The organism is Pseudonocardia spirodelae, from assembly GCF_037727765.1.
GTDB lineage: Bacteria > Actinomycetota > Actinomycetes > Mycobacteriales > Pseudonocardiaceae > Pseudonocardia > Pseudonocardia spirodelae.
In genome coordinates, this window is the sequence record NZ_JBBJUP010000005.1 from 237436 (window position 1) to 253080 (window position 15645).

Here is a 15645-nt window from a genome sequence, read left to right on the forward strand (position 1 = left end):
ACCGATGTTAACTTGTGCCACCTTCCACCCGAACGGACGGCAACAGTTGCTGACGGATGAGAGCGAGGACCCGGAGGTCCCGGCGCGCGAGGCGCTGGCCCGGCTCGACGCGCTGCACACCGGCCTCACCCGGATCGCGCTGGACGGCGGGGACCTCGCGGGGATCGCGGCCGAGGTCGGGCGGGTGCTCGACGTGGGGGTCTCCGTCACCTCCACCGACGGGCGCGAACGGGCGTCGGCGCTGTCGGAGGACCAGCTCCGGATGCTGACCGAGCACGACCTCGTCGACCCGACGGGCCGGCTGCGTGTCGAGCGGATGGGGATCGACGGTGTCCGGCTCGCGGGCGGGGAGGCCCGCACCCTGCGGGTCGCCGCCGGCGGGCAGAACCTCGCGCGCCTGGTGTGCGTGCGGCTCTCGGCCCGGCTCGCCCCCGACGACGTGCAGGCGCTCGAGCGCGCCGCCGCGGTGGCCGCGCTGCTGATCACCCGGGAGGAGGCGGTCAACGCCGTCGAGACCAAGTACCAGGGCGACTTCCTGCGGGACCTGCTGCTGCGCCGCACCGCGGACCTCGCCTACGTCGCCGAGCACGCGGACACCTTCGGCTGGAACCTGCGCCGGCCGATGGTGGTGCTGACCGCCGAGCTCGACCCGATCGAGGCGCGGGTCCCCGCCGAGCAGTGGCGCGCCTGGCAGAAGCGCTTCTCCGCGGGCTGGCGCCAGGTCTGCTCCGGGCTGGGGGAGGGCATCCCCACCGTCGACTTCTCCTCCGAGGTCGTGACCCTGCTCCCGGTCGGCACCGACCCCGGGGCGCCCCCCGGCCACGACATCGTGCGGCGCGCGGTCACCGCCGTCGCCGGGGACAAGGGCGGCGGGCGGCGGCAGTTCTCGGCCGGGGTCAGCCGCCCGGTGCCCGACATCGACGCCCTGCCCGGCGCCTACGCCCAGGCGCGGCGGGCGGTCGAGGTGGGCCGCCGGATCTCCGGCGGCGGCAGCACGACCTTCTTCGACCAGCTCGGGCTGCACCGGCTGCTCGCCCTCGTGCCGGACCCGGCGGAGCTGCACTCCTTCGTCCGCGACGCGCTGGGCCCGCTCGCCGAGGCCACCACCGACGCCGCCGAGCTGCGGGAGACCCTGCAGGTCCTGCTGGACACGAACTTCAACGTGGCCGAGGCGGCGCGGGTGCAGTTCTTCCACTACAACACGATGCGGTACCGCGTCTCCAAGCTGGAACGGCTGCTCGGCCCGCTGTCGACGGACCCGAACCTGCGGCTCGACGTCGCCGTGGCGCTGCAGGCGCTGCGCATCGGCGGCTGACCGGGCGGAACGCGGACGACACCTGTCGGAAACCCGGGAACCGACGCATGCGCACATCGCGCTGGCGTCATCAATTCGTGCCAGTGGATCGACCGGTCAATCGGCAGTAGTAGCCGTCGAGGTGCGACCTCGGTCTCATTAGCTTGAGTCGGGTCTCCGGTCGCTGAAGTGAAGGGATCGACATGTCGATGTTCAGATGGGAAGTGGTCGATCCCGGGCCGGGTGCGGCGGTCGGGGCGCGCCAACGTCTCCCGTGGGGGAAGACGGTCGGGCTGGGGGTGCAGCACGTCGTCGCGATGTTCGGGGCGACCTTCGTCTTCCCCGTGGTGATGGGGCTCGACCCCAACCTCGCGATCCTGTTCTCCGGCCTGTGCACGATCCTGTTCCTGGTCGTCTGCCGGAACATGGTGCCCAGCTACCTCGGCACCAGCGCGGCGTTCGTCGGCGGGGTCGCGGCGATCCGGGCGGCGGGCGGCGACTCGGCCGCCGTCACCGGCGCGATCATGGTCTCCGGGCTGGTGCTGCTCGCGATCGGCGTGTTCGTGCACTTCGCCGGCGCCCGGCTCGTGCACACGGTGCTCCCGCCCGCGGTGACCGGCGCGGTCGTCATGCTGATCGGGTTCAACCTGGCCCCGGTCGTCGCGTCGGTCTACTGGCCGGTCGACCAGTGGTCCGCGCTGCTCACCGCCACGTTCCTGGTCTGCGCCGCGGTGCTGTTCCGCGGGTTCTGGGGCCGGATCGCGGTGTTCCTCGCGCTCGTCTTCGGGTTCGTGCTCTCCTGGCTGCTCGACCTCGTGAGCGGGCCGATCACCTCCTGCGGCGGGACGGACTGCACGCCCGCGCCGCACCCGCGCGTGTCGTTCGACGGCCTGGCCGACGCGCCCTGGTTCGGCCTGCCCAGCGGCACCCTCGACGACGGCGTGCCCGTCGTGCACGCCCCGAGCTTCTCGCTGATGTTCGTGCTGCTCGTGCTCCCCGGCGTCATCGCGCTGGTCGCGGAGAACCTGGGACACGTCAAGGCGGTCGCCGAGATGACGGGCGAGGACCTCGACCCCTACATGGGCCGCGCGCTCGGCGCCGACGGCGCCGCCACCGCGCTGGCCAGCCTCTTCGGCGGGTCCCCGACGACGACCTACGCCGAGAACATCGGCGTCATGAGCGCGACCCGGGTGTACTCCACCGCGGCCTACTACGTCGCGGCCGCCGTCGCGATCCTGCTCGGCCTGTGCCCCAAGTTCGGCGTGCTGGTCGGCGCGATCCCCGGTGGCGTGCTCGGCGGCATCACACTCGTCCTGTACGGGATGATCGCGCTGGTCGGCGCCAAGATCTGGGTGGAGAACGGGGTCGACTTCGGCGAGCCCCGCAACCTGGTCGGCCTCGCCGCGGGCATGGTCGCCGGGATCGGCGGCGTCGCGCTGGACCTGGGCAACGGGTTCGAGCTGGGCGGCATCGCGCTCGGCACCATCCTGGTGATCCTCTACTTCCACGCCGTCGCGCTGCGCGACCGGCGGTCCGGCACGCCCGGCCCGGCCGGGACGCCCGCCGGGCAGATGGTGACCAGGACCGACGACGGGGAGGCGAAGGAGACGCCGTGAAACCCGCACCCTTCGACTACGTCCGACCGACGGATCTGGCCGGGGCCGTCGCCGCGCTCGCGGCGCCGGACGGGAAGGTGATGGCCGGGGGACAGAGCCTCGTGCCGCTGCTGTCCATGCGGCTGGCCGCGCCCGCCCTGGTCGTCGACATCAACGGCGTCCCCGGCCTGGACGCGATCACCGAGGTCGACGGGGGCGTCCGGGTCGGCGCGCTGGCCCGGCACACCGCGGTCCTGGAGTCACCGGTGCTCGCCCGGGTCCAGCCGCTGGTGCCGGCCGCGCTCGCCCACGTCGCGCACCCCACGATCCGCAACCGCGGCACGACCGTCGGGTCCCTCGTGCACGCCGACGCCGCCGCCGAGATGCCGGTCGTGCTGCGGCTGCTGGAGGGCTCGCTCGAGGTCGAGGGGCCCGCCGGGCGCCGCACGATCCCGGCGGACGAGCTCTTCGTCGGCCCGCTGGAGTCGGCGGTCGGCCCGGACGAGATCGCGGTGTCGGCGTTCTTCCCCGGCCTGCCGCCGGGCGCGGGCGTCGCCTTCGACGAGGTCGCCCGCCGGCACGGCGACTACGCGCTGGTCGGCGCGGGGGCGGTCGTCGACGGCGACCGGGTCCGGGTCGGCTACCTGTCGGTGAGCGACGTCCCGGTGGTCGTCGACCTCACCGGCGTCGCCCCGGCCGACCGGGCCGAGGCCGCACTGGACCACCTGGACCCGGTGACCGACATCCACGCCACCGCGGCCTACCGCCGGCAGCTGGTCCGGGTCCTGACCGACCGGGTCGTGGCCGCGGCGACCGCGGACGCGACCGCGCAGGGAGGCGGGCGATGAGCGAGACGCTCCACGACATCCGGCTGACGGTGAACGACGTCGTCCACGACCTGCGGGTCCCGGCGCGACGGCTGCTGTCCGACGCGCTGCGCCACGACCTCGGCCTGACCGGCACCCACGTCGGCTGCGAGCACGGCGTCTGCGGGGCCTGCACGATCCTGGTCGACGGCGAGCCCGCGCGGGCCTGCCTGATGCTGGCCGTCGCCGCGCAGTCCTGCGCCATCACCACCGTCGAGGGCCTCGCCGGGCCGGACGGGTCGCTGTCGCCGGTGCAGCAGGCCTTCGCCGAGTGCCACGGCCTGCAGTGCGGGTTCTGCACCCCCGGCTTCCTGACCACGATCACCGCCGGGCTGCGCCGCGACCCCGCCCCGACCCGGGAGCGGGCCCGCGACATGATCGGCGGGAACCTCTGCCGCTGCACCGGCTACCAGAACATCGTCACGGCGGTCGAGCGGGCCGCGCAGATCGGGGCCGCCCGGTGACCACCAAGCTCATGGGGCAGCGCGTCCAGCGGGTCGAGGACCAGCGGTTCCTGCGCGGCGGCGGCCGCTTCGTCGACGACGTCGACCCCGGCCCCGGCGTCCTGCACGCCGCGGTGCTGCGCTCACCGCACGCGCACGCCCGCATCCTCGACATCGACGTCTCCGGCGTCCTCGACGTGCCGGGCGTGCACGCCGTCTACACCCACGACGACCTGACCGGCCCGATGGCCGAGCCGCTGCCGGTCCTGATCCCGCACCCCGCGCTGACCCACGGCCGGACCCAGTACGCGCTGGCCCGCGACGAGGTGAACCACGTCGGGGAGGCGGTCGCGTTCGTCGTCGCCGAGGACCGCTACGTCGCCGAGGACGCCGTCGCCCGGATCGTCGTCGACTACGAGGTGCTGCCCGCCGTCGTCGGGATCGCGGCGGCGCGCGCCGCCGACCGGCTCGTGCACGACGACGTGCCCGGCAACCTCGGCGCCCGGATGGAACAGGCCGTCGGCGACGCCCCGGCCGCGATCGCCGCGGCGCCGCACCGCCTGGAGCTCGACCTGGAGATCGAGCGCAGTGCCTGCATGCCGATGGAGGGCCGTGGCACGGTCGCCCGCTGGGACCGCGACACCGACCGGCTGGTGCTGTGGACCTCCACCCAGAGCTCCACCGGCGTCCGCGCCGCCGTCGCGGCGAAGCTGGGCCTGGACATCGGCCGGGTCGACGTCATCACCCCGGACGTCGGCGGCGGGTTCGGCGTCAAGATCGTGCACCCGTGGCCGGAGGAGCTGCTGGTCCCGATGGCCGCCCGCGCGCTGGGCAGGCCGGTGAAGTTCGTCGAGGACCGGCGCGAGCACTTCGTCTCCTCCGCGCACGAGCGCGGCCAGGTCCAGCACGTCGAGGTCGGCTTCGACGACGACGGCCGGCTGCTCGGCCTCGACGTCGAGTTCTGGCACGACCACGGCGCCTACACCCCGTACGGCCTGATCGTCCCGATCATCACCTCGACCCAGCTGCTCGGCCCGTACAAGCCGGGCGCCTACCGGGTCGCCTTCTCCTCGCTCTACACCAACACCGTGATCGTGACGCCCTACCGCGGCGCAGGCCGCCCCCAGGGCTGCTACGCCATGGAACGCACGATGGACGCGATCGCGGGCTACCTGGGCCGCGACCGCACCGAGGTCCGCGCGGTGAACTTCATCCAGCCGCACGAGTTCCCCTACGACCACGGCCTGATCTTCCAGGACGGCCGCCCGCTGGAGTACGACTCCGGCGACTACCCGGCGTCGCTGGAGAAGCTGCGCAAGCTGATCGACTGGGACGGGTTCGACTCCTTCCGCCGCGAGTGCGCCGAGCAGGGCCGCAGGGTCGGGATCGGTCTCGCCTGCTACGTCGAGGGCACCGGCGTCGGCCCCTACGAGGGCGCGCACGTGCACGTCGAGACGACCGGCAAGGTCAAGGTCGCGACCGGGCTCACCACGCAGGGCCAGAGCCACGAGACCGCGTTCGCCCAGATCGTCGCCGACGAGCTGGGGGTGCGCTTCTGCGACGTCGAGGTCGTCACCGGCGACACCCGCCGGATGCCCTACGCGGTCGGCACCTTCGCCTCCCGGGCCGCGGTCATGTCCGGCTCGGCGGTCCTCAAGGCCGCGCGGAGGACGAAGGAGAAGGCCCTGCGGCTGGCCGCCGACGCGCTCGAGGCCGACGTCGCGGACCTGGAGATCGTCGACGGCGTGGTGGGGGTGCGGGGCACCGACCGGTCGATCCCGCTGGGCACCCTGTCGGTGCTGTCCAACCCGCTGCGCTACGCCTTCGACGAGGCCTCGAAGGCCGCCACCCAGTTCTCGGTCGGGGACGCCGTCGACCGCACCGCGCTGCCGGTCGCCGAGGGGGAACAACCCGGCCTGGAGGGCACCGACTTCCACAGCACGCCGCGCGCGACCTACGCCTCCGGGATGCACGCCGCGATCGTCGAGACCGACCCGGACACCGCCGAGATCCGGATCCTGCGCTACGCCGTCGTCCACGACTGCGGGCACCTGATCAACCCGATGGTCGTCGAGGGGCAGATCCACGGCGGCGTCGCCCAGGGCGTCGGCGGCGCGCTGTACGAGCGGATGGCCTACGACGAGTCCGGCCAGCTGCTCAACGCGTCCTTCATGGACTTCCTGATGCCCTACGTGTCCGAGGTCCCCGACGGGATCGAGATCGACCACCTGGAGACGCCGTCGCCGCTCAACCCCCTCGGCATCAAGGGGGCCGGCGAGGCGGGCGTCATCCCGGTCTCGGCGGTGATCGCCGCCGCGGTCGAGGATGCGGAGGGCTTCCCGGTCACCGCGATGCCGATCTCCCCGTCGGACCTGTTCAGCCTGCGTGAGGAGCACCGCTCGTGAAGATCAGTGGCAGCAACGTCGTCGAGCACCCGGTCGAGAGGGTCTGGGAGGCGCTGCTCGACCCCCGGGTGCTGGTCGCGACCATCCCGGGCTGCGAACGGCTGGAACCGACCGGCGAGAACGCCTACGCCATGACGGTGACCGCCGGGGTCGCGGCGATCAAGGGCACCTACACCGGCAGCTGCGCGCTGTCGCGCCTGGAGCCGCACGAGTCGCTGGTGATGACCCTGAACGGGGCGGGCGGCCCGGGCACGGTCGACGCCGTCGTCGACGTCACCTTCGACGACCTCGGCGCGGGCGGCACCCGGATCGGCTACACCGCCGACGCGACCGTCGGGGGCATGGTCGGCGGTGTCGGCCAGCGGATGCTCGCCAGCGTCTCCAAGCGGATGGCGGGCCAGTTCTTCGACGCCGTCGGCACGACGATCGGCACCGGCGGGGCGGGCGCGGTGCCCGTCGTAGCGGGGCCGGTCGCCGCCGCGGCGGCGCCGGGCGCACCGGCCGTCGGTGCCCCGGTCCTCGGCGGGCCGGTGACCGGCCCCGGGGTGGTCACGGCCGCGCCCGCGCCGGGGGGCGGTGACACCGGGGAGCTGACCCGGGGCATCGGGATCGGCGCCGCGGTCGCGCTGCTCGGCGTCCTGGTCGGCGCCGTGATCGGGCGTCGCCGGTGAGCGCCGACGTCACCGTCGCGACCCCGGCCCGCGCGCAGGCCGCGGCGGTCCGGGCCAAGGAGATCTCCGCCCGCGAGCTGCTCGACCTGCACCTGGAGCGGATCGCGCTGCGCAACCCGCGGCTCAACGCGATCGTCTCCCTCGACGAGGACCGTGCCCGCGCCGGGGCCGAGGCCGCCGACCGGGCGCTGGCCTCCGGCGCGGAGCCCGGCCCGCTGCACGGCCTGCCGTTCGCCTTCAAGGACACCCACGCCGTCGCCGGCTGGCGGACCACCTACGGCTCCCCGCTGTTCGCCGAGCACGTCCCGGACACCGACGACCTGCTGGTGGAACGGGTGCGGGCGGCCGGAGCGGTGACGATCGGCAAGACCAACGTCCCCGAGTTCGCCGCCGGCTCGCACACGTTCAACCGGGTGTTCGGCACCACGCTCAACCCGCACGACCCGACCCGGTCGGCCGGCGGGTCCTCGGGCGGGGCGGCGTGCGCGCTGGCGGCCGGGATGGTGCCGCTGGCCGACGGCTCGGACATGGGCGGCTCGCTGCGCAACCCGGCGTCGTTCTGCGGGGTGGTCGGGCTGCGGCCGTCCTGGGGGCGGGTGCCGGAGTGGCCCTCGGCCAACATGTGGGAGACCACCGCGACCGGCGGGCCGATGGCCCGCACCGTCGACGACCTGGCGCTGCTGCTGTCGGTGCTCGCCGGGCCGGACCCGCGGGCACCGCACGCGCTCGGCGACCCCGGCTCCGCGTTCGGGGCACCGGTCGTCCCGGCCCCGCTCACCGGCCTGCGGGTGGGGCTGTCCACCGACCTCGGTGGTGCGTTCGCCGTCGACCGGAGCGTCCGTGCGGTCGTCGAGGCGGCCGGGACGGCGCTGACCGGCGCGGGTGCGGCGGTGACCGGGGAGATCCCGGACCTCACCGGGGCCGACGAGTGCTTCCGCACCCTGCGCGCGTGGCACTTCCAGGCCCGGTTCGGCCTGCAGCTGGCCGTGCACCCGACGGAGTTCAAGGCGTCGCTGGCCGCGAACATCCGGGCGGGGGAGTCGCTGACCGGCGCGGACGTCGCCGTCGCGTACCAGCGGCGCACGACGCTGGCGCAGCGGATGCGCGAGTACTTCACCGACCACGACGTGCTGGTGCTGCCGGTGTCGCAGGTCCCGCCGTTCCCGGCCGACCGGGAGTTCCCGGACACCGTCGACGGGATGCCGATGGACTCCTACCTGGACTGGATGCGCTCGGCCTACCTGATCACGGTGACCGGCTGCCCGGCCGTCTCGGTGCCCTTCGGGAGCACCCCGGAGGGCCTTCCGGTCGGGGTGCAGATCGTGGCCCGCCACGGCGCCGACCGGTACCTCCTGGAGGTCGCGGCCGCCGTCGAGACACTGGCGAAGAGTGCCAGTCGAATGGCAGTTTGACGGCAATAGTCGCCATGTCCTCCTGCGGGGTCGGTGAGTTGAATCGACCTCACCGACCCCAGGCAGGAAGGACCCCCGATGACCCGGCGCATCCGGATCGGCATCGACACCGGTGGCACGTTCACCGACGTCGTCGCCTTCGACGAACGGGCGGGCGAGCTCGTCACGACCAAGACGCCCTCCACCCCGGCGAACCCGGCCGACGGCTTCCTCGCCGGCATCGACAAGGTCCTGGAGCTGCTGGGCGCGACCGGCTCGGAGGTCGAGGCCGTCAGCCACGGCACGACCGTCGCCACCAACCAGCTGCTCGAGGGCAAGGTCGACCGGCTCGGGTTCGTCACCACCGCCGGCTACGAGGCCATGCTGGAGATCGCCCGCCAGTCCGTCCCGGACGGCTACGGCAACTCCTACTTCTGGGTCAAGCCGAACCGGATCGTGCCCCGCGACCTGGTCCGCGGGGTCGAGGGCCGGCTCGACTTCACCGGCGCCGAGGTCCGACCGTTCGACGAGGCCGGGGCCCGCGCGACCGCCCGCTGGTTCCGCGACCGCGGCGTCGACACCCTGGGCGTCTGCTTCCTGCACGCCTACGCCGACCCCACCCACGAGGAGCGGATGCGGGAGATCCTCGCCGAGGAGCACCCGGCCGCCGTCGTGTCGCTGTCCAGCGAGGTCCTGCGCGAGTACCGCGAGTTCGAGCGGGCCACCACGGTCCTCGTCGACGCCGCGGTGAAGCCGCGGCTGTCGGCCTACGTCGCCAACATCAAGGAGCGGCTCACCGGGTACGACGGGCGCGAGATCCCGTTCTACGTCATGAAGTCCAACGGCGGCGTCCTCTCCGCCGACGAGGTCGTCCACCAGCCGATCACGACCGTCCTGTCCGGACCGGCGGCGGGCGCGCTGGGCGCCGCGCTGATCGCCCAGGAGGCCGGCTACGACCGGGTCCTCACCTCCGACGGCGGCGGCACCTCCACCGACGTCAGCGTCGTCATCGGCGGCGAGCCGACGCTCACCACCGAAGGGTCGGTCGGACAGTTCCCGTCCAAGATCCCGATGATCGACGTCGTGACCGTCGGCGCCGGCGGGGGCTCGATCGCCTGGATCTCCCCGGAGGGCACCCTCAAGGTCGGCCCGCACTCGGCCGGCGCCGACCCCGGCCCGCTCTGCTACGGCAAGGGCGGCACCGAGGTCACCATCACCGACGCGCACGTGTTCCTCGGCCGCATCCCGCCGCACCTGCTCGGCGGCGAGATCCCCCTGGACACCGACGCCGCCCGCGCCGGGATCGAGGCGCTCGCCAAGGAGCTCGACCTGACCCCGGAGGCCTGCGCCACCGGCGTCCTGGAGATCTCCGCCTGGAACCAGGCCAACGCCCTGCGCCAGGTCACCGTCAAGCGCGGCCTCGACGTCCGCGACTTCGCCCTCACCACCTTCGGCGGCTCCGGCTCGCTGCTGCTGTGCCGGCTCGTCGACGTGCTCGGCGTCCCGACCGTCCTGGTCCCGCCGAACCCCGGCAACGTCTCCGCGTTCGGCCTGCTCACCGTCGACGTGAAGAACGACTACGTGCAGACCCACGTCGCGCTGGCCGACGGGCTCGACCCGGCCGACGTGTCCCGCATCGTCGACGACCTCACCGCGCAGGCCGCCGCCGCGCTGGACCGGGAGGGCTTCCCGGCCGCGCAGCACGGCTTCGTCCGCACCGCGGACCTGCGCTACTTCGGGCAGGCCTTCGAGGTCCGCGTGCCGGTGCCGGACGGCCCGGTCACCGCGGACACCCTGGCCGCGGTCGCCGACGCCTTCCACGCCGCGCACCGGGCCCTCTACGGCTACGACTTCGCGGGTGACCCCGGCCAGCAGGTCGAGTGGGTCAACCTGCGGGTCTCGGGCATCGGCCCGATCCGCCGCCCGGAGATCGCCACCCACGACCTCGTCGCCGACCCGGTCGTCGTCGCGGCGGGCCGGCGCCCGGTCTGCTTCGACGCCGCGCAGGGCTTCGTCGACACACCGGTGTACCGGCGGGCCGACCTCGTCCCCGGCGCGGTCGTCGACGGCCCGGCGGTCGTCGAGGAGTTCGGCTCCACCGTGCCGCTGCACCCGGGTTTCACCGCCCGCGTCGACACCCGCCTGAACATCATCGTGACCCGGAAGGCCGACCAGTGACCACAGCGACCGACCGCCCGGCCGACACCGGCTCGCGCCGCGCCCCCACCGCGTTCCCCTTCGGCCCGCTGACCGACGACGCCGGGGCGAGCGCCGACCCCGTGCTCGTCGAGATCGTGCAGGGCTCGCTGGCCAGCGTGGAGATGGAGGTCGAGACCGCCATCGCCCGCACCAGCCGCAGCCCGATGATCCGCGACGCGCACGACTTCCGCGCCGGCATCCACGACCGGCGGCTGCGCAAGCTCACCGGCCGCTCCTACTCCGCGCTCGTGCACCCCATCGCCCGCGAGTTCCCGCTGGACGAGATGCGCGAGGGCGACGTCTTCTTCCACAACGACGTCTACCGCTCCGAGGGCGGCATCGGGCACCTGCCCGACCTGTGCGTCACCGTCCCGGTGTTCGCGGGCCCGGCCGGCGGGCGGCGCGTCGTCGCGTTCGTGCAGGCCTTCGGCCACCACGACGACATCGGCGGCGCCGTCCCCGGCTCGATGCCCTCGAACGCCACCAGCGTGTTCGAGGAGGGCCTGATGGTCCCGCCGATCCGGCTGTGGGACGCGGGTGTCCCCAACCGGGCCGCCCTGGCGATCATGACCCGCAACTCGCGGATGCCCGACTCGCTGGCCGCCGACCTCGACGCCGAGTGCTCGGCCTGCCTGATGGGCGCCCGGCGGCTCGGCGAGCTGTTCGACCGCTACGGCATCGAGACCGTGGAGTCCTGCTTCGACGCGATCATCTCCCGCACCACCGAGACCTACCGCCGCGAGATCCTCGGTCGCATCCCGGTCGGGACCTGGACCTGGGAGGACTACGCCGAGCACGACGGCGTCGAGGAGCCCCGGCTGCACGCCCAGCGGATCACGCTCACCCGCACCGGTCCCGACGACCCCGACGGCGAGCGGCTGATCCTCGACTTCGCCGGCACCTCCCCGCAGGCCAAGGGGCCGATCAACCACTGCGGCGACTACTCCGACGGCGTCTTCCTCAAGAAGTGGCTCGCGCCGATCCTGCGCAACCTCGCGGACTCCCCGGAGCGGATGGCCGAGCTCGACGTCAACGAGGGCATCGTCCCGCTCATCGAGATGCGGTTCCCCCCGCCCGGGACGCTGCTGACCCCGGTGTTCCCCGCGCCGACCAACGCCCGCACCTTCGTCATCCTGCGGCTGCTCGGGGTGCTCGCCGGTGTCGTCGCCAAGGCCGTCGACGGCCGGATGCCCGCCGACCAGGAGACGATCCGCTACACCGGCGTCTACGGCGAGGACCTCGACGGCCGCCCCTACCTCATGCGCGAGGTGCTGGGCGGCGGCTCCGGCGGCCGCTACTACGCCGACGGCGAGGACACCATCCACGTCGTCCCCGACTCGCGGAACCTGCCCACCGAGTTCACCGAGGCCCGCTTCCCGTTCCGCGTCGAGTCGCTGTCGCTGGCCACCGACTCCGGCGGCGCCGGGGAGTTCCGCGGCGGCCTCGGCTACGAGAAGCACGTCCGGATGCTGAAGGACGCGCACTTCATGTCGATCGCGGACCGGTCGATCCTGGCCTGCTGGGGCGTGCGCGGCGGGAAGGCCGGGCGGCCGTTCGAGGTCGTCATCGACCCGGGCGGGCCGAACGAGCGGGAGGTCGACGCGCTGGCCGACGCCGAGCCGGTCCGCGCCGGTGAGGTGATCCGGGTCCGGACGACCGGCGGGGGCGGCTGGGGCGACCCGCTGCGCCGCGACCCGGCGGCCGTCGTGCGCGACGTCGTGTGGCGCAAGGTGTCCGCCGCGGCGGCGCTGGCCGACTACGGCGTCGTCCTGACCGGGGACCTCGACGACGACACCCTCGGGTTCGACGCGGCGGCCACCACGGCCGAGCGGGCGGGCCGGGCCGCGTGGTCCCGCGACGACGACGCGTTCTTCGACCGCGGTCCCGGCTACGCGTCCCTGGCCGGCGGTGCCGCGCACGCCGACGTCGACCGGCTCTGAGACCCGCCGTGCGGGTCGTGATCTGCGGGGGCCACGGCAAGACCGGGCGGGCGGTGGCGGCCGCGCTGCGGGCGCGGGGCGCCACCGCCGTCCCGCTGGGGCGCGCGGACGCCGTCGCCGGGGCCGCGGCCGGCGCCGACGCCGCCTACCTGATCGCCCCGAACCTGCACCCGGACGAGCCGGCGCTGGTCGCGGGCTGGCTCGACGGGCTGCGCACCGCGGGCGTCACCCGGGTCGGCTACCACTCGGTGGCCGCGCCGTACGCCCCCGACATGCCCCACCACCTGGGCAAGGCCCGGACCGAGGACCTCGTCCGCCGGTCCGGGCTGCGCTGGACGGTCCTGCAGCCCGGTGCCTACCTGCAGAACCTGGACCTGACCGGGCCGGTCCGGGTGCCCTACGACGTGCACGCCGTCTTCGGGTTCGCCGACCTCGACGAGGTCGGGGCGGCCGCCGCGACGGTCCTGACCGGACCCGGCCACGAGGGCGCCACCTACGAGCTGGCGTCGCGCACCGCCACCGTCGCCGAGCTGGCGGCGGAGGCGGGCACGACCGCCGAGCGGGTGCCCGGACCGTCCGGGCTCGGCCCGGTCCTCGACGCGATGTTCGCCTACTACGACCGGTACGGCCTGCCCGTCGGCACCCGCACGCTCGCCCACCTCCTCGGGAAGGACCACCCGTGATCTTCGGCAACTCCTGCCATCGAACCGGCGCGGTTTCCGTCGCCCACGACGGTGAGACGGCGGCCACCCTGCTCCTAGGTTCGTCGTCGTGAGAGTCCTGCTGGCACTGGGCGGCAACGCCATGACCGCCGCCGACGGCAGCGCGCGGCCGGAGGACCAGATCGCCGCGGCCCGGGTCGCCGCGGGTGCGGTCGCCGGGCTGCTGGTCCGCGACCACGACGTCGTCCTCACCCACGGCAACGGCCCGCAGGTCGGGAACCTGCTGGTCAAGAACGAGCTGGCGGCCGCGGTCGTCCCGCCGGTCGGGCTGGACTGGTGCGGCGCGCAGACCCAGGGCACGCTCGGCTTCGTCCTGACCACGGCGCTGGACGCGGCGCTGGCCGCGGCCGGGGTCGACCGGCGCACCGCCGCCGTCGTGACCCGCACCCGGGTCGCGGCCGACGACCCGGGCCTGCTGCGGCCGTCGAAGCCGGTCGGGCGCTACCTGCCCGCCGACGAGGCCGCCGTCCTGGTCGCGCACGGCCAGACCTGGCAGGACCGCGGCGAGCGGGGCTGGCGCCGGGTGGTCGGCTCGCCCGAGCCGCTCGAGATCGTCGACGGGCCCGCGATCCGGGCGCTGGTCGACGCCGGGTTCGTCGTCGTCGGCAACGGCGGCGGCGGGATCCCGGTCGTGCGGCGGCCCACCGGCGAGCTGGCCGGTGTCGAGGCCGTCATCGACAAGGACCTCGGCGCCGCGCTGCTCGCCCGCACCGTCGGCGCGGACGTCCTCGTCATCGGCACCGACGTGCCCCACGCGGTGCTGCGCTTCGGGACCCCGGACGCGGAGCCGCTCGGCACGATCGGCGTCGAGAAGCTGCGCGCCCACGCCGCCGACGGGCACTTCGCCGGCGGCTCGATGGGCCCCAAGGTCGACGCGGCCTGCCGCTTCGTCGAGCACGGCGGCGCCCGCGCCGTCATCACCGACCTCACCCACATCACCGAGGCCGTCACCGGCGGCGCCGGAACCGTCGTCGTCCCGTCCTGAGACCGCTGGAGAAGGAGAGTCCGTCATGCCCGACGCCATCGAGGTGCGCAAGGTCCCGATCCACTCCGTGGCCGACGCGAGCGAGCTCGCGACGCTGATCGACGACGGGGTCCTGCACGCCGACCGGGTCGTCGCGATCATCGGCAAGACCGAGGGGAACGGCGGGGTCAACGACTACACCCGCATCATCGCCGACCGCGCCTTCCGCGAGGTGCTGATCGCGAAGGGCGCCCCGGCCGAGCAGGTCCGGGAGGTCCCGATCGTCTGGTCCGGCGGCACCGACGGCGTCATCAGCCCGCACGCGACGATCTTCGCGACCGTCCCGCCGGAGGACGTCGTGCCCTCCGACGAGCCCCGCCTGACCGTCGGGTTCGCGATGAGCGAGCAGCTGGCCCCGGAGGACATCGGCCGCACGCCGATGATCACCAAGGTGGCCGACGCGGTGCAGGCCGCGATGAAGAAGGCCGGCATCACCGACCCCGCCGACGTGCACTACGTCCAGACCAAGACCCCGCTGCTGACCATCCACACCATCCGCGACGCGAAGTCCCGCGGGAAGACGGTGTGGACCGAGCACACCCACGAGTCGATGGACCTGTCCAACGGGTGCACCGCGCTCGGCGTCGCGGTCGCGCTCGGCGAGATCGGGATGCCGGCCGACGCCGACGTCATGCACGACCGCGACCTCTACTCCGCGGTGGCGTCCTGCTCGTCGGGCGTCGAGCTGGACCGGGCGCAGATCGTCGTGGTCGGGAACGCGACCGGGGTCGGTGGCCGCTACCGGATCGGGCACTCGGTCATGACCGACGCGCTCGACGCCGACGGCATCTGGAACGCGATCCGCGACGCGGGCCTGGACCTGCCCGAGCGGCCGCACACCTCCGACCTGGACGGCCGCCTGGTCAACGTGTTCCTCAAGTGCGAGGCGTCGCAGGACGGCACCGTCCGCGGCCGGCGCAACGCGATGCTCGACGACTCCGACGTGCACTGGCACCGCCAGATCAAGTCCTGCGTCGGCGGGGTCACGGCGGCCGTGACCGGCGACCCGGCCGTGTTCGTGTCGGTGTCGGCCGCCCACCAGGGTCCCGAGGGCGGCGGCCCGGTCGCCGCCATCGTCGACCTGGGCTGAGCGGC

12 protein-coding genes are annotated in these 15645 nt (G+C 74.1%); all 12 read left to right on the forward strand.

Annotation, left to right across the window (positions count from 1 at the left end; translation table 11 throughout):
• Positions 1 to 46: 46 nt before the first annotated feature.
• The 12 genes from WJX68_RS08330 (at position 47) to bar (ending at position 15640) form a co-directional block, all read left to right on the forward strand.
• Positions 47 to 1315: a PucR family transcriptional regulator gene (locus WJX68_RS08330; protein ID WP_340287681.1), complete on the forward strand. Its 1269-nt coding sequence runs from the start codon at positions 47 to 49 to the stop codon at positions 1313 to 1315.
• Between the two features lie 188 nt (positions 1316 to 1503).
• Positions 1504 to 2910, forward strand: a complete 1407-nt coding sequence (locus WJX68_RS08335; protein ID WP_340287682.1) for a uracil-xanthine permease family protein — start codon at positions 1504 to 1506, stop codon at positions 2908 to 2910.
• Positions 2907 to 3737 (forward strand): FAD binding domain-containing protein, encoded by an 831-nt coding sequence (locus WJX68_RS08340; RefSeq protein ID WP_340287683.1) that lies wholly within the window; start codon positions 2907 to 2909, stop codon positions 3735 to 3737. Before WJX68_RS08335 ends, WJX68_RS08340 begins: the two co-directional genes overlap by 4 nt.
• Positions 3734 to 4219 (forward strand): (2Fe-2S)-binding protein, encoded by a 486-nt coding sequence (locus WJX68_RS08345; RefSeq protein WP_340287685.1) that lies wholly within the window; start codon positions 3734 to 3736, stop codon positions 4217 to 4219. Before WJX68_RS08340 ends, WJX68_RS08345 begins: the two co-directional genes overlap by 4 nt.
• On the forward strand, positions 4216 to 6603 hold the full coding sequence (gene cutA / locus WJX68_RS08350) for an aerobic carbon-monoxide dehydrogenase large subunit (RefSeq protein WP_340287687.1): 2388 nt from the start codon (positions 4216 to 4218) through the stop codon (positions 6601 to 6603). The genes WJX68_RS08345 and cutA overlap by 4 nt, the downstream gene beginning before the upstream one ends.
• A complete protein-coding gene (locus WJX68_RS08355) occupies positions 6600 to 7274 on the forward strand; it encodes an SRPBCC family protein (RefSeq protein WP_340287689.1) in 675 nt (224 codons plus the stop codon). The genes cutA and WJX68_RS08355 overlap by 4 nt, the downstream gene beginning before the upstream one ends.
• Complete coding sequence (locus WJX68_RS08360) at positions 7271 to 8686, forward strand: amidase (RefSeq protein ID WP_340287691.1); 1416 nt, start codon at positions 7271 to 7273, stop codon at positions 8684 to 8686. Before WJX68_RS08355 ends, WJX68_RS08360 begins: the two co-directional genes overlap by 4 nt.
• 78 nt (positions 8687 to 8764) lie before the next feature.
• A complete protein-coding gene (locus tag WJX68_RS08365; RefSeq protein WP_340287693.1) occupies positions 8765 to 10843 on the forward strand; it encodes a hydantoinase/oxoprolinase family protein in 2079 nt (692 codons plus the stop codon).
• Positions 10840 to 12804, forward strand: coding sequence for a hydantoinase B/oxoprolinase family protein (locus WJX68_RS08370; protein ID WP_340287695.1), 1965 nt, complete (start codon positions 10840 to 10842; stop codon positions 12802 to 12804). The genes WJX68_RS08365 and WJX68_RS08370 overlap by 4 nt, the downstream gene beginning before the upstream one ends.
• An 8-nt stretch (positions 12805 to 12812) precedes the next feature.
• On the forward strand, positions 12813 to 13487 hold the full coding sequence (locus WJX68_RS08375) for an SDR family oxidoreductase (protein ID WP_340287697.1): 675 nt from the start codon (positions 12813 to 12815) through the stop codon (positions 13485 to 13487).
• A gap of 88 nt (positions 13488 to 13575) precedes the next feature.
• Entirely contained in the window at positions 13576 to 14511 is a 936-nt protein-coding gene (locus tag WJX68_RS08380) for a carbamate kinase (RefSeq protein ID WP_340287699.1), read from the forward strand.
• A gap of 25 nt (positions 14512 to 14536) precedes the next feature.
• Positions 14537 to 15640 carry a barbiturase gene (gene bar, locus WJX68_RS08385; protein WP_340287701.1) on the forward strand — a complete coding sequence of 368 codons (1104 nt, stop codon included), beginning with the start codon at positions 14537 to 14539 and terminating at the stop codon, positions 15638 to 15640.
• Positions 15641 to 15645 lie beyond the last annotated feature (5 nt).